The 17,701-nt window shown below is 64.3% G+C and carries 15 protein-coding genes; 6 read left to right on the top strand and 9 right to left on the bottom strand.

From position 1 onward, the window contains the following. Nucleotides 1-19: 19 nt before the first annotated feature. The gene (locus LDB29_RS23505; protein ID WP_044660676.1) at nucleotides 20-1,762 is read right to left on the bottom strand and encodes an amidohydrolase family protein; all 1,743 of its coding nucleotides are present in this window, start codon (nucleotides 1,760-1,762) and stop codon (nucleotides 20-22) included. A 98-nt stretch (nucleotides 1,763-1,860) separates the two neighbouring features. Here LDB29_RS23505 and LDB29_RS23500 point away from each other — a divergent pair, with 98 nt between their 5' ends. From LDB29_RS23500 to LDB29_RS23490, 3 genes are all read left to right on the top strand, one after another. Next, complete coding sequence (locus LDB29_RS23500; protein ID WP_025552035.1) at nucleotides 1,861-2,502, top strand: TetR/AcrR family transcriptional regulator; 642 nt, start codon at nucleotides 1,861-1,863, stop codon at nucleotides 2,500-2,502. A 97-nt stretch (nucleotides 2,503-2,599) separates the two neighbouring features. Next, nucleotides 2,600-3,565: an SDR family NAD(P)-dependent oxidoreductase gene (locus tag LDB29_RS23495; RefSeq protein WP_025552033.1), complete on the top strand. Its 966-nt coding sequence runs from the start codon at nucleotides 2,600-2,602 to the stop codon at nucleotides 3,563-3,565. Beyond that, nucleotides 3,562-4,467, top strand: a complete 906-nt coding sequence (locus tag LDB29_RS23490) for an acyl-CoA thioesterase II (RefSeq protein WP_025552031.1) — start codon at nucleotides 3,562-3,564, stop codon at nucleotides 4,465-4,467. The genes LDB29_RS23495 and LDB29_RS23490 overlap by 4 nt, the downstream gene beginning before the upstream one ends. A gap of 150 nt (nucleotides 4,468-4,617) precedes the next feature. Here LDB29_RS23490 and LDB29_RS23485 read toward each other — a convergent pair whose 3' ends face one another. Further along, nucleotides 4,618-5,871, bottom strand: coding sequence for an MFS transporter (locus LDB29_RS23485; RefSeq protein ID WP_037483849.1), 1,254 nt, complete (start codon nucleotides 5,869-5,871; stop codon nucleotides 4,618-4,620). Between the two features lie 135 nt (nucleotides 5,872-6,006). Here LDB29_RS23485 and LDB29_RS23480 point away from each other — a divergent pair, with 135 nt between their 5' ends. Next, entirely contained in the window at nucleotides 6,007-6,816 is an 810-nt protein-coding gene (locus LDB29_RS23480; RefSeq protein WP_025551327.1) for an enoyl-CoA hydratase/isomerase family protein, read from the top strand. 54 nt (nucleotides 6,817-6,870) lie between these two features. Here LDB29_RS23480 and LDB29_RS23475 read toward each other — a convergent pair whose 3' ends face one another. Beyond that, nucleotides 6,871-7,857, bottom strand: a complete 987-nt coding sequence (locus LDB29_RS23475) for a TauD/TfdA family dioxygenase (protein WP_226870230.1) — start codon at nucleotides 7,855-7,857, stop codon at nucleotides 6,871-6,873. Between the two features lie 284 nt (nucleotides 7,858-8,141). Here LDB29_RS23475 and LDB29_RS23470 point away from each other — a divergent pair, with 284 nt between their 5' ends. Then, nucleotides 8,142-9,248 carry an amidohydrolase family protein gene (locus LDB29_RS23470; RefSeq protein WP_025551331.1) on the top strand — a complete coding sequence of 369 codons (1,107 nt, stop codon included), beginning with the start codon at nucleotides 8,142-8,144 and terminating at the stop codon, nucleotides 9,246-9,248. A 53-nt stretch (nucleotides 9,249-9,301) separates the two neighbouring features. Here LDB29_RS23470 and LDB29_RS23465 read toward each other — a convergent pair whose 3' ends face one another. Then, nucleotides 9,302-10,048 carry an enoyl-CoA hydratase-related protein gene (locus LDB29_RS23465; protein ID WP_025551333.1) on the bottom strand — a complete coding sequence of 249 codons (747 nt, stop codon included), beginning with the start codon at nucleotides 10,046-10,048 and terminating at the stop codon, nucleotides 9,302-9,304. Further along, on the bottom strand, nucleotides 10,045-11,148 hold the full coding sequence (locus LDB29_RS23460) for an epoxide hydrolase family protein (RefSeq protein ID WP_025551335.1): 1,104 nt from the start codon (nucleotides 11,146-11,148) through the stop codon (nucleotides 10,045-10,047). Before LDB29_RS23460 ends, LDB29_RS23465 begins: the two co-directional genes overlap by 4 nt. A gap of 171 nt (nucleotides 11,149-11,319) precedes the next feature. Between LDB29_RS23460 and LDB29_RS23455 the strand changes: the two genes are divergently transcribed. Beyond that, nucleotides 11,320-12,168 carry a metal-dependent hydrolase gene (locus tag LDB29_RS23455; protein ID WP_025551337.1) on the top strand — a complete coding sequence of 283 codons (849 nt, stop codon included), beginning with the start codon at nucleotides 11,320-11,322 and terminating at the stop codon, nucleotides 12,166-12,168. 55 nt (nucleotides 12,169-12,223) lie between these two features. On the opposite strand, the gene LDB29_RS23450 is transcribed toward LDB29_RS23455, so the two are convergent. The 4 genes from LDB29_RS23450 to LDB29_RS23435 form a co-directional block, all read right to left on the bottom strand. Then, nucleotides 12,224-13,798, bottom strand: coding sequence for an AMP-binding protein (locus tag LDB29_RS23450; RefSeq protein ID WP_025551339.1), 1,575 nt, complete (start codon nucleotides 13,796-13,798; stop codon nucleotides 12,224-12,226). Between the two features lie 109 nt (nucleotides 13,799-13,907). Next, nucleotides 13,908-15,251, bottom strand: a complete 1,344-nt coding sequence (locus tag LDB29_RS23445) for an MFS transporter (protein ID WP_257557187.1) — start codon at nucleotides 15,249-15,251, stop codon at nucleotides 13,908-13,910. A gap of 4 nt (nucleotides 15,252-15,255) precedes the next feature. After that, nucleotides 15,256-16,731, bottom strand: coding sequence for an aldehyde dehydrogenase (locus tag LDB29_RS23440; RefSeq protein ID WP_257557185.1), 1,476 nt, complete (start codon nucleotides 16,729-16,731; stop codon nucleotides 15,256-15,258). A 42-nt stretch (nucleotides 16,732-16,773) separates the two neighbouring features. After that, a complete protein-coding gene (locus LDB29_RS23435) occupies nucleotides 16,774-17,562 on the bottom strand; it encodes an SDR family NAD(P)-dependent oxidoreductase (protein ID WP_044660673.1) in 789 nt (262 codons plus the stop codon). Nucleotides 17,563-17,701 lie beyond the last annotated feature (139 nt).

The following is a 17,701-nucleotide window of genomic DNA, read 5'->3' as shown; positions in this document are numbered from 1 at the left end:
TCCGCGCGGACACGCCCTATCAGGCGACTTCATGCTGCCTCACCTGCGCGGCTGCCGGAGCGCCACGGACGCCGCGCACCAGCCGGCCCGGAAGCGCGTCGGTCGCTTCGCCATTGCGGTAGGTCACGGCGCCGCTGACGAGGGTCGCGACATAGCCCTTCGACTTTTGCGACAGGCGCTTGCCGCCCGCCGGCAGGTCCGCGATCACCTGCGGCCGGTGCAGGATCATGTTGGGGATGTCGAGGACATTGATGTCCGCCTTATAACCCACGCCCAGCACGCCGCGATCGCACAGGCCCACGGAGTTTGCGGGCTGGCTGGTCAACGCCTTGATCGCGGTCGGCAGGTCCAGACCGTCCCGGCCCAGCCGCCCGGTCAGCAGATAGGTGGTATAGGCCGCGTCGCAGATCATGCCGTAATGCGCCCCGCCATCGCCCAGCGCGACGATCATATTGTCCTGCCCGATGAGGTCGCGGCTCTGGGCGAGATATTCAGGCACGTCGGACGAATAGGAACAGAGGATCGCCCGGCCGTCATCCTCCAGCAGCGCGTCGTAGATCATTTCGCGCGGATCGACGCCGCGACGCGCCGCTTCCGCCTGGATGCTGTCCTCGGCCGCGAAATTGTAATCGGCCGGATCGCTGATGCGGAACAGCGCTTTGATCGACTTGATCAGCCCGACGAAGGCGGGGTTCGGATCGTCCGGCTCCTCCGCGATCAGGCGCGCGCGCAGTTCCGGATCGCGCATCTGCGCCACCTTTTCCTCCAGCGGCAGTTGGGCGAGCGGGCGGAAGCTGGGGTTGAGCGAGAAGGGGTGGTAGCTGAGCTCCAGCCCGTACATGACGCCCATCGGACGCGGCATGAACTGGCAACGGATGGTCAGGCCATCAGCCGCCGCCTGGCGCACGCCTTCGACATAGCGGCCCCAATTGTCCGGCCGCGTCGGCATGGCGATCAGGCTGAATGTCACGGGAACGCCCGCCTGCTGGGCGATGGTGCGGAAAATCTTCAGTTCCACCTCGGCATCATTGTCGAGATTGGGGTTGCACTGGAACGTGCCAGCGCCCGCATCCTTCAGGCCCTCGGCCAGGGCCAATACCTCGTCCAGTTCCGTCGTGACCGAAGGCGCGAGTTCGCCGGAACGGAAACGGTGGAACAGATTGCGCGAACTGGCGACGCCCAGCGCACCGGCCTTCACTGCCTCGCTGACGCAGCGGCGCATTTCGACCAGATCCTCCAGCGTTGGAGGCTCCAGATTGGCGCCACGCTCACCCATGACGAAGACGCGCAAGGGGCTGTGGGGGATTTGCGCGGCGAAATCGACGTCGGACACGCGCTGGTCCAGCGCGTCGAGATAGTCGGGGAAGCTGTTCCAGTTGAACGGCACGCCTTCGGCCATGACGACTTCGGGAATATCCTCGACCCCCTCCATCAGCTTGATCATCAATTGATGATCGCCGTCCCGCACCGGCGCGAAGCCGACGCCGCAATTGCCCATGACGACGGTGGTGACGCCGTGATTGGACGAAGGAGCCATGCGGTTTTCCCAGGTGATCTGGCCGTCATAATGGGTGTGGACATCGACGAAGCCGGGCGTCACCGTCAGGCCGCGCGCATCGATTTCCTCCGGAGCCGAAGCCTCGATCCTGCCGATTTCAGCGATCACGCCGTCCTTCACGCCGACATCCGCGACATAGGGCTGGGCGCCGGTGCCGTCCACGATCGTGCCACCGCGGATCACCACGTCGAATTGACTGCTCATGCCTCTCCTTTCAGAATCGCCACGCAATGGAGTCGCGTAGATAAATAGTATGTGCTATTTATAGCATCGATGAAGACAGGACAATGGCCTAGTGACGCATGCATGATATTTCCGATCGCCCCCAGGACGTTGCCGTTCCTCGTCGCCGCGCCCGGCGGTCGACGGCGGAAATTCGGGCGCTCATTCTCGACGCTGCCCGCGCGGTCTTCGCGGAGCGGGGCTTTGCCGGCGCGACGACGCGCCATATCGCTGCCCGCGCGGAGGTGGCGGAGCCTTTGATCTTCAACAATTTCGGCAGCAAGGAGGCTTTGTTCACCGAAGCGGTGACCGAGCCGTTCAATGCCCGTTTCCGCGAATTCCTGGACTACAGCGACACGCTGCCGCCCGACCGTGAGGAACGCAGCATGCGCTTCGTCCAGGCGCTGTATCCCTTTCTGCGCGACCATGCCGATCTGTTGCTGGCGATGGTCAAGTCCAGGGGGGACGTGGATGCGGCGGCCATTCATGGTCTGGACGACTATTTCACGCGCGCCGTCGCCCGCATGCGATCGCAATATGAGCAGGCGGGGCTGGAATTCGACGTGCCGCCGGAACTGATGGTCCGCTATGGATTCGGCATGCTGGCCGGATCGGTCCTGCTGGGCGACTGGTTCTTTCCCGAGGGCGGACCGGACCCGGACGTCGAGGAAAGCGTTCTGGCGCGCATGCTTTTCAAGGCGAGCGAACCCAAACAGCTTTGAGTTACGGCGCCGCCATTCATCACATGGCCGAAATTCCATCGCCCGGCTTGGCGGCCGGCCGGGCTGCCGCCATGGTCGGCGCCTGATGGAGGCGCGGATGGCGATCGATTTCAACGGGCAAGTGGCTGTGGTGACGGGTGCGGGCGGCGCGCTTGGTTCGGCCTTCTGCCGGGAACTGGCGCGCAGAGGTGCGGCTGTGGTCGCCAATGACCTGGGTGGAGATCCGACGGGGCAGGGCGGATCGACCGGCTATGCCGATGCCGTCGTGGAAGAACTCAGGAATCTGGGCGCCCGCGCCATCGCCAATTACGACACGGTGGCGACCGAGACGGGAGGACAGGCCGTCGTCGATGCCGCGATGGCCGCCTTCGGCCGGGTCGACATCGTCATCTCCAATGCCGGCAATCAGCGGAACGGAGCTTTCGGCGCACTGACCGGGGAGGACATCGAATCCGTGCTGGCCGTTCATGTGAAGGGCGCGTTCAACATATGCCAGCCCGCCTATCGCGCCATGATGGAGCAGGGCTATGGCCGGATCGTGCTGGTCAGTTCGCAATCGGGCGTATTCGGCAACCCCTATCGCGCCAATTATGGGGCTGCCAAGACGGCGCTGATCGGCCTGATGAACGTCATCGCGCAGGAGGCTCCCGCAGGGATCGTCGTCAATACGCTCTTCCCCAATGCGCAGGGCGGGCGGCTGGGCGGCACCCCTGTCGAGCAGCGCCCGGACATCGCTTTCCTCAAGGCCGCAGGCGCCCGGACCCGTCATTTCATCGAAGGGATGAAGCCGGAATTCGTCGCCGCCCTGGCCTGCTATATGGCCAGCCGGGACTGCACCTCCTCCCAGCATATGTATTCGGTGCTGGGCGGCAAATATTCGCGGCTGTTCGTCGGCCTGACGCGGGGCTGGTACAGCCCCGGCCCGGACGCGCCGAGCTGCGACGACATCGCGGCCCATATCAGCGAGATCGACGACCGCTCGGAATATGACCTGCCGTTGAGCGGTCTGGACGAGATGGATACGGTCCTGTCGGTGCGGCGCGCTCTGGGACTCGATGCATGATCGCGGCGGATGGGCCGTTCCATGACGATAGACCCCTGCCGACGCGGGATGCTATTTCCGACATCCTCGATGTCACGCAAACGGGACCGGACCGGTTCACCGGATCGGCCGGAGCGCACAATCACATCGGGTCGGTGTTCGGCGGGCGATTGCTGGCCCAGGCCTTGCTGGCAGGGATGAAGACGGTGGAAGCGCTGCCCGCAAGCTCTTTCCACGCCTATTTCCTGGCCGCCGGGCGCACGGATCGGCGGCTCGACTATCAGGTTGCGCGCCTGCGCGACAGCCGTCGCTTCGCGAACCGTCAGATCACCGCCTGTCAGGATGGGCGGGCGATCTTCACGATGATGGCCGAATTCCATGCGCCAGAGGAGGGATTCGTCCATCAGAACGCAGCGATGCCTGTCGTGCCGCCGCCCGAGCGGGTCGCGCCGATCCAGCATTTCGTGCGCGAACGGGCGGCGGAGTTGGAACAGGCGGTGACGCACAACTTCGCCGCCGCCCTGGCGATAGAGATGCGCCCGATCGCGCCGGAAGACTATTTCCTCGCACGGCCGACCGAAGCGGCGCGATCATTCTGGTTCCGCCAGTCCGGCGCCGCCACTGTGGAGGACAGCCGGTTGCAGCAGTGTCTGCTCGCCTTCGCCAGCGATTACTGGCTGGGCGGCGCCGCGGCGATTCCGCATTTCCTGCCCACCAACAGCGGCGAATTCCTGATCACCAGCATGGATCATGCGATGTGGTTCCACCGCCCTGCCCGCTGCGAGGCATGGATGCTGCATCATACGTCCAGCCCGTCGGCAGGTGATGGCCTGGGCCTCACGACGGGGCGGATTTTCGACCGCGATGGCCGTCTGATCGCGTCGACCGCCCAGGAATGCCTGATGCGCCGCCTCCGGACTTGAGGCGAGCTTAGAGCCAATCGACATTCAGCCCTGACGGCCTGCGAATGACGCTTTTCCGTGCTTCCGGTGCTCACGTACTTTGAGTACGCTGCGCGCCGGGTCACGGAAAACCACCATTTTCGGCTCGTCATCTTCTGAATGTCGATGGCTCTAGTCCGGTTGGCCGCCCTTCGGATAACGCCCCATCATCAGGTAGAACAAGGCGGCGAGAAAGAAGCTGCTTGAACAAGCCAGCAGGGCAATGTCGTAACTGCCGAAACGATCATAGGCCATGCCGATCAGGCTGGCGCCTACCGCGACGCCAAGCGCGATGCCCAGCGTCGACAGGCTGTAGATGGTGGCATAGCTGCGCAGCCCGAAATAGCGCGCGATCATGAAGGCGACGATATCGATCTCCGCCCCCTGGCCAAGGCCGATCATCAGCACCGCGCCATAGAAAAGCGCGGGCGGTACATCGTGCTGGAGCAGCAGCAGGCAACCGACCGCAGGCGCGAAATTCAGGATGAAGGCAATTGCGGGCGCCCAGAAGCGATCGACCAGGACACCGCTGAGCAATGCGCCCATGGCGGCAGCCGCGCCCATCATCGATACCGCGCCCACGGCGGCGACGGCATCGAGCCCCTTTTCCACGCCAAGCGGCTTCATCTGGGAGAGCAACGCCACCACCGGCACATAGTTGAGAACGGACGCCGCGATGAGGATGCGGACCTTGCCATTGGCCAGCAGCGACAGCGCGCTGTCAGCACGGGGCAGCGCGGTGCGTCCGGACCGCAGCTCCGCAGTGCGTGAGGGCACCCAGAACCAGATGAGAGGCAGCGCGATCAACAGGATGAAGGCGGCAAGCAGCAGATAGCCGCCCGACGATCCGAAGCGCAGGATCATCGGATATAGCGCCATCGGCATCAACGCACCCGCGACCGCCAGCCCCGACCGGCCTATGGCGAGCGCGGTCCCCCGCGTCCGCTCGAACGCGCCGCTCAGGATGCGCGTGACGGTGATGCCGGTCGTCGCCATGCCGACGAGCGCAAAGCCGAAATGCACCGCGTAGAAATAGCCGAGCGATCCGCCCATGGAAGCGAGCAGCCCATAACCGATGGCGGTCAGCAGCAGGCCCGCCGACAATATCGGTCTGACGCCGTGACGATCCGTCATCCGGCCGATGACCGGCGCGATGAAAGCGATGATCAGGCCGAAGCTGTGGACGAAGGCGATGTCCCCGCGCGACCAGCCGAACTGCTGCTGCAAGGGTTCCACGAACAGGCTGGAAACCGCAGAATAGAGGGAATAGCCCAGCGATCCTGCGAACAGCGCCGCAACGCCGGGACGCCAGGCGCGCCTCCATTCTTGCGCGATCAGATGCAATTGGGATGTACCGGCGGCGTCAGGGGGCGGGTGCGGGCTCATGCCCCATTCCTGCGCGAAAGCGGGCGATGGGAACAGCCGCATCCCATTTCTACGCATATGTGTAGAGACCATGGCCATGGCTTGCCAGCGGGTCGACGGCGGCGGCACCGTCATGGCCATGTTGGGGAGAGGATGATGGCCGAGGATATTGTCGTCGAACGGCTGACGGACGGCCAGGGAATCGCGCTCGTAACGCTCAATCGGCCCGCGCGCATGAACGCCCTGCTTCGGGAGACGGTCGCCCGCTTCAACGGGCTGATGGACGAACTGGCGGCCGACGCCGCCTGCCGGGCCGTCATCGTCACCGGCGCGGGGCGAGGCTTCTGTTCAGGGCAGGATCTCGCGGCGACCAACCAGCGTAACCAGACGGGCAGCAGCGGCGTCATCGAGAAACTTCACTGGCAACAACAGTTCGCCGGCATGGGCGGACGCATCCGGTCCATGCCGAAACTGGTGATCGCGGCGGTCAATGGCCCGGCTGTGGGTGCGGGCATGGCGATCGCGCTCAGCGCCGATGTACGGATCGCGACCCCCGCAGCGAAATTTCTGGTGGCGGCGGTGCGGATCGGGCTGACCGGCGGCGAAAGCGGCATCTCCTATCTGCTGCCGCGCATGATCGGCGCGGCGCGAGCCTTCGACATATTGCTGACCGGCCGCGCGATCGAGGCGGAGGAAGCCGAGCGCATCGGCCTTGTGCGATCGCTGTCCGATCCGCGGTCGTTGATCGACGACGCCATCGCCTATGCGCGCTCCGTTCTGGCAAACAGCCCCTATTCGGTCGCCCATACCAAGGCGCTGATGTGGGCCAATCTGGATGCCAACAGCTATGAAGCCGCGATCCAGGCAGAAAACCGGGCGCAGATACTGGGCACGATGACCGAGGATTATAGCGAGGCGACCGCCGCTTTCATGGAAAAGCGGCCGCCGCATTTTTCGGGACGATAGGCCAAAGGCGCCCCGTCACGGCCCGAAGGCGGTGACAAGGCGCTTCCCTGATTGTCAATCCACGATCCGCTTGACGGCCCGGTTGCGGTCGAGCGTGGGATCGAGATAGCGGCCCACCGCATAGTCGCCCATGATCGTGGTGCGTCGGGCGCTGCGTGGGACGTTCAACGGCACGCCCTCCGCATGGTGAATCATCCGCCAATTATCCCACACCAGCATGTCGTTCTTCTGCCAGTCGTGGAAATAGGCATGTCGCTCGTCGGTCAGATGCGCCGCCAGTTCGGCGAGCAGCGAATCGCTTTCGGCCCGATCCATGCCCAGAATATACTGCGCCTGCAGCGGTGAAATCTTCAGCGCCTTGCGCCCGGTCTCCCGCTGGGTGATGACCATCGGGTGGACGACGGGCGGGAAATCATATTTCGTTCCACCAGAAGGCGTGTCGCGCGCCAAGGCACGGAGATCGGCCGGGACGCCATATTTGCACTGCATGAAGTCCGTCACGAAATGATAGACGACCTCCATGCCGTCGATCTTCTCCTTCATTCCGGGCGACAGCCGCTCATAGGCTTCGATCGCATCGATGAACCCGGTTCGGCCAAGCTGCGTCGCCGGCTTCTCCATGCGGAGCACCGCGCCGCGCACGATCGTCGGCATGAAGCTCTGGTCCCAATGCCACGGGATATAGCCCGCCCGGTCATGCCCGCCGAAATGATAATCGGTCTGGAAGCGGGGCTTGTCGTCCGCCGGGTCATATTTCAGCGTCATCATGAACTGGTTATTGGGATCGTTCATATCGGCGGTCGCAGCCGGCTCCATCTCCCCGAACAGACGGCTCAGCCGCATCTGCGCTTCGTCATCGGCATCGGGATCGCGGAACAGCAGCAGTCCGGCCTCGATCCATATGTCGCGGATTGCGTTTGCCATGTTGTCGTCCAGCGGGCGCGACAGATCGACGCCGATGATCTCCGCACCGAAACCGGGGCTGAGCGCGCGGACCTTGAGCCCGGCCCTTTCCTGAACCTCGTCTTCTTTCAGCATCATTCTCTCCTCGCGCATGCGGCCGGGCCATAACGGCGGACCAGTGCGCTCATGTTAAACCTTACCCATTGCCCCTATAATCGGGCAATTTTCGAAAAAACTATTCAATATCATTGAACAATGATCTTGAATGGACTTTCGACAACTCATCAGAAGTCTGATGACATCGCCCGGAACCCGCCCATAACGGCGCCTATTGCTTCGGCCATGCTATAAGGGCGAGCAAGACGGGGGTGGCGGACGGCAGCCCCGTGTCGGACGAGATCCCCAAGAAGGAATGGAAAAGGATGAATAGTTTCACCGCGACCCCGTGGCCCAAGGACCGCGTCATGCCGGCCCGATCGTGGGAGAGGCCCGCCGGCATGCGCGTCATTTCCAGCGACGATCATCTGATCGAGGAACCGGGGCTGTGGGAAAACCGGCTGAAGGGCGCGGACAAAGATCGCGCGCCTAAATATTGGAAGGACGAGACGGGCTTCCATCTCGAAGTCGACGGGCAGAATTATGACGTCCCCGGCCTGCCGCCGACCTTCCCCGAAGGGCGCGAGGGCTTTTGGGATGTCGACAAGCGCCTGGCGGACATGGACGCGGAGGGCATTGACGCCGCCATCATCTATCATGGCCGCCTCAACAGCCTGATCCGCATGCCGGACAAGGAATTCTGGTATCGCTGCGTCGATGTCTGCAATGAATGGGCCGCGGAATGGAAGGAAGCGGCGCCCGACCGGCTGTTCCCCGTCGCGCTGCTGCCCACCTTCCTGTGGCCGGAACGAACGAAGGATTATCTCCAGAAGCTGAAGCAGCTCGGCTACAAGGCGATCGACATTCCCGTCAGTCCCAAGGGCGTGCGCTACAACAGCAAGGATATGGACCCGTTCTGGGAAGCGATCCAGGAAAGCGGCTTTCCCGTCTCCTTCCATATCGGCGCCTATCTCCAATATAGCGGCCGGGGCTCATTGGGCGCGAACCTGAACGCCAATCTGATGCCCTTCACCGGGCTGTTCGGACAGCTGGTTTTCTCCGGCCTGTTCGACCGTTTCCCCGGCCTGCGCGTCGTCTTCACCGAAGGCGGCGCGAGCTGGGTGCCCGGCACGCTGGAAAATGCCGACAAGGTCGCACGCGACTATGCGACCGAATTGCGGCCCAAGCTGGCGCAGAAGCCGAGCTGGTACTGGCATAACCACTGCTACACCACCTTCATGGAAGACGATGTCGCGATGGAGAATATCACGCGCATCGGGGATGGCCGGGTGATGTGGTCGACCGACTATCCGCATCCGGAAGGCGTGATGGGCAGCAGCGACGCCATCATGAAGCGCATCTTCGATACGGTGGGCGAGCCCGCCGCGCGCAAGGTGCTGGGCGAAACGGCGGCCCAACTCTGGGGCATCTGATCGGATAAGGGGTAAGGGAAGGGGAGCGGACCTGAGGTTCGCTCCCCTTTCTTTCAGCCGGGCGTCGCGCTGCTCCACGCCATGGCGCCCATGGCCTTGCGCTTTTGCAGCGCTTCCGTCTCGATCGCCAGCGCGTCGGCCAGCGTGCCTTCCGTTCCGCGATCGATCACGCTCTTGGACATGCGGATCAGGCCGGGATCGTGCGCGGCGATCGCCCCGGCGATCTCGATGGCTCTGGGCAGCAATTGCTCAGCCGGCAGAAGCTCATTGGCCAGGCCCACGCGCAAGGCCGTGGCGGCATCGACCGGCTGGCAACTCAATATCATCTGGCGGGCGAAGCGCGCGCCCACGGCGTGGGGCAGGCGCGACCCCATGCCGCTGCCGGACAATGCGCCGATCTTCGCATGCGTATCGGCAAACCGGGCATTCTCGCTGGCCAGAATGAAGTCGCAACCCAGCGCCAGCTCAAGCCCGCCAGTATAGGCCGCACCGCCGACCGCGGCGATCATGGGCTTGCCCAGGCGCGGTACGCGCTGGATCAGCGCCGTCACGCTCTGGCGCGGCGCATCAGGAGCAGAGAAGGTCTTAAGGTCCAGCCCGGCGCAGAAGGCCGGCGGCGCGCCCGTCAACACGCCCACCCGCCAGCGGTCGTCCTGCACGAAAGCATCGAATGCCGCGTTCATGGCGTCAAGCAGCGCGGGATCGATCGCATTGCGTTGCGCCGGCCGGTTCATCGTCAGCAACATTATGCCTTCGCCGGCTTCCTCGGCCAGCAGCACGCCATTCGGTTCCAGCGTCATATCTGGCTCTCGAAAAATGCGATGACGTCGCGGGCGAACGCCTGGGGTTCCTCCATCGCGGCGAAATGCCCGCCCGCGTCCATCTTCGTCATGCGGACCACATGATATTGCCGCTCGGCCAGGGCGCGGCTGGGCATGGGATAGAATTCGCCGGGAAAATGGGCGAGCGCGGTGGGCACTGTCACCGGCCCGGCCGCCAGCGCGTCGCCGTTCAGGCCGTAATACATCCAGATCGACGACATCACATTGTCGGTGACCAGATAGGACATGAGGTTCGTGATCAGATGGTCCTTGCTGAACCGGCTCTCTATATTGCCCTTGGTGTCGCCCCAGCGCCAGAATTTCTCGACCACCCAGGCCGCCCAGCCGACTGGATTGTCATGCAGCGCCAAGCCGATGGTCTGCGGTTTGGTGGCCTGTTCGTGATGATAGCCGCTTTCCGCCTCCATCACCGTGCGGACCTGCGCCCAATAGTCGAGCAGTTCCGCATCGGCATCGGCATGCGGCGGCGGCGCCATGAAGAAATTGAGATGGATCGCCGCCACGACATCGGCGTGGCTGATGCCCAACTGCGTCGTCACCGCCGATCCCCAGTCGCCCCCCTGCGCGAAGAAGCGCGGATAGCCCAGCACGTTCACCATCAAGGCGCGCCACAAGGCGGCGACGCGGGCGGGACCGATCGGCCGCGGCGGCCGGCCCGACCAGCCATAGCCGGGCAGCGACGGCACGACGACGGAAAAGCCCGCCTCCACCAGCAGCGGGATCGCCTCCTGGAACTCCACCACCGATCCCGGCCATCCATGCGTCAGCAGGATCGGCGGCCTGTGCGTGTCACTGTCCCGCACATGATAGAAATGAATGGGGATGCCGTCGATCTCGACCATGAACTGCGGCCAGCGGTTGAGCTTCTCCTCCTCCGCGCGCCAGTCATATGCCGAACGCCAATAATCGACCAGCTCGGCCAGATAGCGCGCATCCATGCCATATTTCCACTGGTCGGGATCGTCGGGCATATAGCCGATGCGACTGTCCGCCAGCCGGTGCCGGATATGATCGAGCACAGACTGCGGCACGTCGATGCGGAAGGGGGTGGGGGTCAAAGGGCCTCTCCTCAATGATCGGCCGATTCATAATGCTTCCATCCCCTGGCCGAATATCCATGGGCGGATGCATCACAGTCATGATCGGACTCCCGGGCAGTCATGACGGGAGAACGGGCCGGTGGTACGATGGCGTATCCTTGATGACAACGAAAGATGGAGGGGGAGCCAGTGGGCATCGTCATACGCTATCCACGTATCGATTTTTCAAAGGTGCGCGCGCATTGGGCACCCAATATCGCCTTCGCCCAGTTTCAGAACGCGACCTCGATCATTCCCGCCCCGGTCGAACCCTGGCTGATCAAGGTGCTGAACATCGCGATGGAGCGCCTGCCCGCCGGTTCGGAGCAACTGCGCGAGGACATGGCCGCCTTCATCGGCCAGGAATCGCAGCATTACCGCCAGCATCAGAAGTTCAACAAGGTGATCGCGGCGCAAGGCTATCCCCGGCTGGCCGAGTTCGAGAAGAAGCTGGCCGACGATCTGGACGCTTTCCTGAAGAACCGCTCGCTCAAATTCATGCTCGCCTATGCCGACGGCTTCGAATCGCTGGGCGCGGTGCAGGGCGGCATCTGGTTCGAGCGGATGGATGCGCTGATCGAAGGCGCCGACCCCAATGCCGTGGCATTCTGGAAATGGCATATGGCCGAAGAGTTCGAACATCGGGAGGTCTGCTTCCAGATCTATCACCGGATTTACAGCCGCGGCCTGTGGGGCAGGATCTGGAACGGCTATTTCTACCGTGTCTATGGCTGCCTCTATGCCATGGTTCATTTGCGGGGTTTCATGGACCGCATGTTTTCCTACCTGATCGAACAGGACAAGAAAAGCATGACGCCTGCCGAACAAGCCGCGCTTGATCGCGACATCAAGGCGCTCAACAATTTCCAGCTCAGGGTATTTTTCCCACAACTGCTCAAGAACTTGCTGCCCTGGTACGATCCGGGGAAAAAGCCAACCCCGCCCGGGCTGTTCGATTTTCTCCGCCAGTTCGAAAAATCGGGACCGGCGGAGGCCTGAGCTGACGGTTCGCCAGAAATGACGGGGCGCGCGGCGCTGACGCCCTTCTTCCCGGTCACGCGCTTTTATACAGTTCCTTCAGCGCGAACTTGATCACTTTCCCTGTCGAATTCATCGGCAGCGCGTCGAGGAAGGTGACGCCGCGAGGAATCTTGTAATTGGCGAGATTGGCCTTCGCCCAGCCGATCACCTCCTCCGCCGTGATGGAGGAACCGGCGGCCCGGACGATGAAGGCATGGCCCACTTCGCCCAGCCGCTGGTCGGGCACGCCGATGATGGCGGACTGGTGGATGCCCGGCAGGCCCGTCATCTGCTTCTCGATCTCCGCCGGATAGACGTTGAATCCGCCGACGATATACATGTCCTTCAGCCGGTCGGTGAGCTTCAGATACCCGTCCGCATCCAGACAGCCGACATCGCCCGAATGCAGCCAGCCATCGGCGTCGAGCGTGGCGCGGGTCGCCTCCGGATTGTCGAGATATTCGATCAGCAGCTTGTCGTCGCGGATCAGCACTTCGCCCGGCTCTCCCACCCCCAGCGAGCGGCCATCCGGCCCGGCGACGCGGATTTCGGTGCCGGGGATCGCCGTGCCGACCGTATAGGCGATGCGTTCCATGGGATCGCCCGGCCGGGTGTGCGTCGCGGAGCCGCAGCATTCGGTCATGCCATAGCCGGTGCTGATCTCCTGGATCGGGGTTTCGGCCTGGAGCCGTTTCATCAGTTCGATCGGCACGACGGTCGATCCCGTCGACATGAAGCGCCAGCTCGAAATGTCCCAATCGCGCCAGTTGGGAAAGGCGAGCATTTCCTGGAACACGGTCGGCGGCGCGGGCATAACGGTGATCCGGTTCTTCGCCACCAGGTCGAGCACGCTTGCCGGATCATAGGCTTCGGGCCAATAGAGCGTGCTGCCCGCGATCAGCGATGCGACCCAGCCCGCCTTGTAGGATGCGTTGTGCGAGAAGGGACCGAAGGCGGCATAGCGGTCGTCCGCCGTCTGCCGGGCGATGTCGACCCATGCCTGACCGCCGCCCAGCGACCGGCGATGATCGAAAAGCGCGCCCTTGGGCGCTCCCGTCGTGCCGGACGTGAACATGAGGTCCGCCAGCGTGTCGGGCTTCACCATCGCCTCGCGCTCGGCAAGCTGCGCGTCGCTGCTGTTTGCGGCCAGCGCGACGAAATCCTCGAAACCGATTTCGCCTTCGCCCAGTTCCTGCGGTTCGGCGCGCAACACGATGCGGCGGCGCAGGCCGGGCATCGCTTCGTCCTTCAGCATGGCCGGATAATAGCGGCCCAGGAAACTGCCGATGGAAAACAGGCGGACAATCTGTCCCCGCCGCACGATGTCCGACACCTCGCCGCCCTTCAGGCGTGTGTTGAGCGGCACCATCACGCCCGCGGCGCGCTGGATGCCGATGGCGATGGCGACCCATTCCCACATATTGGGCGCCCAGATGGCGGCCCGGTCGCCCGGCCGGGCGCCGTCCGCGATCAGGGCCTTGGCGACCAGATCGGCCTGGCGGTCGAGTTCGCGATAGCTGATCGCCCCGTCAGTCTGCGAAACCAGGGCCGGGCGGTCCCCGTGACGCGCGGCGGCGCTGCGCATGAGGGCGGGAATAGTCGTCGTCATGATGGCCTTTTCGTCAGGATTCTGGTGCCGATGCCATGTTGCAGCATGGGCCGAACTCGCCTTCGAAGGAAGGACAAGCTTGGCATCACCGTGGTTGTGATGGCTGGCTTCATCGATCCAGATGGCGCAGGAAATCGCCCCGCGCCGACCAGACCATCCAGGCCGCGAGCGGTCCGGCGGTCAGCAGGCCGGTGATGATCGCCCAGCCCAGCTTCATGGGATCGCCATAGACATAATCCGTCAGGAAACCGATCAGCATCGGTCCCAGCGCATAGCCGCACAGATTGGACGCCAAAACCATCAGCGCGGCGAAGCGTCCGCGCATCTCGATGGGCGCGATCATCTGCACGGCGGCCATGGTCGGCCCATAGCTCGACCCCATGGTCATCATCATCAGCGTGATCGCGCCGAACAGCAGGGCGAAATTGCCGGCTGCGAAGGCCGCCGCCAGAACCGGGGGAATCGCGATGCAGAAGCCGCACAGCAACCGCAGCGCCATGTCGCGGGTGCCGCGCGCGAAGCGATGGTCGATCAGCACGCCCAGCGACAGCCCGCCGACGATGCCGCCCAGCGCGACCGCGACCGACATCATCGTTCCCACCTCCGCCGCGCTGACGCCCAGCACGCGGCGGGCATAGGTCGGCGTCCATACCATCGTCCCCTGAATGGCGACGGCCATCACCGCCGATCCCAGGATCAGCCCCAGCATCAGCCGGGGATGCGCGCCGATATGGCGGAAGAAGGCGCCCCAGCTTGCCGCCTGCCGGTCGGGCGGAGGCTGGCTGCGGCGCTTCGGCTCGCGAAAGGCGAAAGCGAGGAAGGCGACCGCCACGCCGGGCAGGCCCGTCACCACCAGCACTTGCCGCCAAGGGGCAAGCCCCGCGAACGGACCGCCCAACGGCTCCGCGCTGAACAGCGCGAGCAGGTTGCCGCCCAGCGCGTAGGACAGCGATATGCCGATGACGCCGGACACGGAAAGGCAGGCGATCGGCGTCGTCAGCCGATGACGGGGGAAGATGGAGGCAAGGAGCGACTGCCCAGCGGGGGATACCGCCGCCTCGCCCGCGCCCACCAGCAGCCGGCCGGCGAAGAGCTGGCTGTAGCTGCGCGCCAGCCCTGTGCCCGCCGCCGCCAGCGACCAGACCACGATGCCGGTGAACATGATCGCGCGCCGCGAATAACGGTCGACCAGCCCGCCGATCACCAGCCCCATCAGCCCGTAGAAGAGGGCGAAGGACAGGCCTTGCACCAGGCTGATCTGGAAATCGTTGAGGCCAAGGTCGGCCCGCATCTCCGGGATCAGCACCGATATGACTTGCCGGTCGATCATCGACACGATCTGGAAGATCATCAGGATGAAGACGGTCCACCAGGCGCTGGCCGGACCATAATTGTCCGGCCAGTGACTGGTCTGGGCGGGGGCGTCGGCGGGGCCATCCACGCGCGCGTGCAAGGGGTCAGCCCTTCAGATGGGCAGGCAGATCCTGCATGAAGACGGCCTTGATCTCGGTGAAGCCGTGCAACCCTTCCTCACCGCCCTCGCGGCCCACGCCGGACTGTTTGAAGCCGCCATAGGGAATGGTGTAGTCGATGACGCGGCCATTATGGCCGAAATTGCCGGTACGGATGCGGCGGGCGACCTTGTAGGCGCGCTCGACATCCTGCGTGAACACCCCGCCCGACAGGCCGTAGATATTGTCGTTGGCGATGGCGATCGCCTCTTCCTCGCTGCCATAGGCGATGATCGTGCCGACGGGTCCGAAAATCTCCTCGCGGGCGATGGTCATGTTGTTGCTGGCGTCGGTGAACAGGGTCGGCTCCACGAACCAGCCCTTGTCGAGATGAGCCGGGCGGTTGCCGCCAGTGACGATGCGGGCGCCCTGCGCCTTCCCCTGCTGGATATAGTCGAAGACGCGGCCATGCTGGCGCTGGGTGACGAGCGGGCCCATCTGCGTCGTTTCAGTGAAAGGATCGCCCACCTGCACATATTGCATGGCGGCGGCGAGCGCTTCCTCCACCGCGCCCTTCAATGAGGCGGGCACTAATATGCGGCTGAAGGCGGCGCATTGCTGGCCGCACAGCCCGACCAGGTTCGGCATGATCCCTTCCACGACCTTGCCGATGTCGGCATCGTCCAGGATGATGGCGGCGGACTTGCCGCCCAGTTCCGTCGTGATGCGTCCCGACCGGGCGCTGACGACCGAGGCGATGTGCAGGCCGGCGGCGGTCGAACCGGTGAAGCTGACCTTGTCCACCCCTTCATGGCGGATCAGATAATCGGACACTTCGCGATCCGCCGTCAGGACGGAAAAGACGCCGTCGGGCACGCCCGCCGCCGCGATGCATTCGGCCAGGATCAGCGCTTCCAGAGGCGTTTCGGGCGAAGGCTTGGCGATGATCGTGCAGCCTGCCGCCAGCGCGAAGGCGACCTTCAAGGAGAGCGTGGCCAGCGGCGCGTTCCACGGCACCACGGCGGCGAGGACGCCCACCGGCTCGCGCACGACGATGGCATGCCCGCCGGCCAGGGCGGGGCGCACCTCCTCAAACCCCTTTTCGGCAAGGTCCGCGGCATAGGTGTAATAGCCGCCCATGAAGGGGGCCGTCATCGACGATTGCGAATAGGGCATGCCCACCTGCAGCGACCAGGCGCGGGCGAAATCGTCGTTGCGCCTGGCCATTTCCTCAGCGATGCGGCGCAGATAGACGGCGCGCTCCGGCCCGGTCATGCGGGGCCAGGGGCCGTTGTCGAAGGCATTGCGCGCCGCCGCGATGGCGCGGTCCATGTCGGCGGTGGTCGCCTTGGCGACGCGGCCCACTTTCTCCTCGGTGGCGGGCGAGATGATCTCGATACCGTCCGATCCCGAAGAAGGGGACCAGTCGCCGCCGATGAACAGCTTTTCGGGGTTCGCGAGGTGGAGAAGCGTATCGGTCATGCGCGATTTTCCTTCTGGATTCGGCAAAGAAAGGGCGGCTGCTTAGGTCTCGACCACGACAGGCAGCGACAGGATATTGGCGACGCCGCCATCGACCGGCAGCATGTGGCCCGTGATATAGGCCGATGCGTCGGACGCCAGGAACTGGACGGGGCCGACCATCTCCTTCGGATCGCCAAAGCGGTCGAGCGCTATGGCGCTGCGGAAGATTTTCGCCCGCTCCGGATGGCCGACGGTGGGCGCTGCCATGTCCGTGTCGAAGAACCCGGGCGCGATGGCGTTGCAGGTGACGCCATGGGGCGCCAGGTCGGCCGCGATGGATCGCGTCAGGCCCAGCACCGCATGTTTGCTGGCGACATAGGCGGACAGGTTCGGCCGCCCGGTGTCGGAGACGTAGGAGGCGAAGTTGATGATCCGCCCCCATTTGCGCGCCGCCATGCCTTTCGACAGGTCGCGGCACAGCAGATACATGGACGATACGTTCACATCGAACATATTCTCCCAATGGGCGAGGGTGGACTCGTGGAGCGGTCCCCATCCGCCGATGGCGCCGTTATTGACCAATATGTCGATGGCCGCGCCTTCGGCGTTCAGCCTGTCGGTCGTCGCCTGCACCGCGTCCAGATCGGCCAGGTCGAACGCGATCGTTTGCGCCCGCCCGCCAGCCGCCCGTATTTCTTCGGCGGTTTCCTCCAGCTTCGCGCCGTCCCGCGCCGCGAGGATCAGCGATGCTCCCGCGTCCGCCAGCCCCAGCGCGATCGCCCTGCCCAGGCCGCGGGAGGCTCCCGTGACCATCGCCGTGCGTCCCGCGAGCGAGAAAAGCCCCGTCATTCTTATCCTCATCCTTGGCCAAGACTACGTCCCGATGCAGTCATAGCGCTGGCGACCCCCGGATTTCGATGGCATCCGCCAAGCCATCATAAGGGCGATGTTCGTCGGTAAAGTCCGACATAAGGCTTGCGCACCCTTC

The sequence above is a fragment of the Sphingobium sp. CFD-2 genome (genome assembly GCF_024611135.1).
Taxonomy (GTDB): Bacteria; Pseudomonadota; Alphaproteobacteria; order Sphingomonadales; family Sphingomonadaceae; genus Sphingobium; species Sphingobium fuliginis.
The sequence above is the reverse complement of the archived record's forward strand: the minus strand, read 5'-3'. Positions and strand labels throughout refer to the sequence as shown.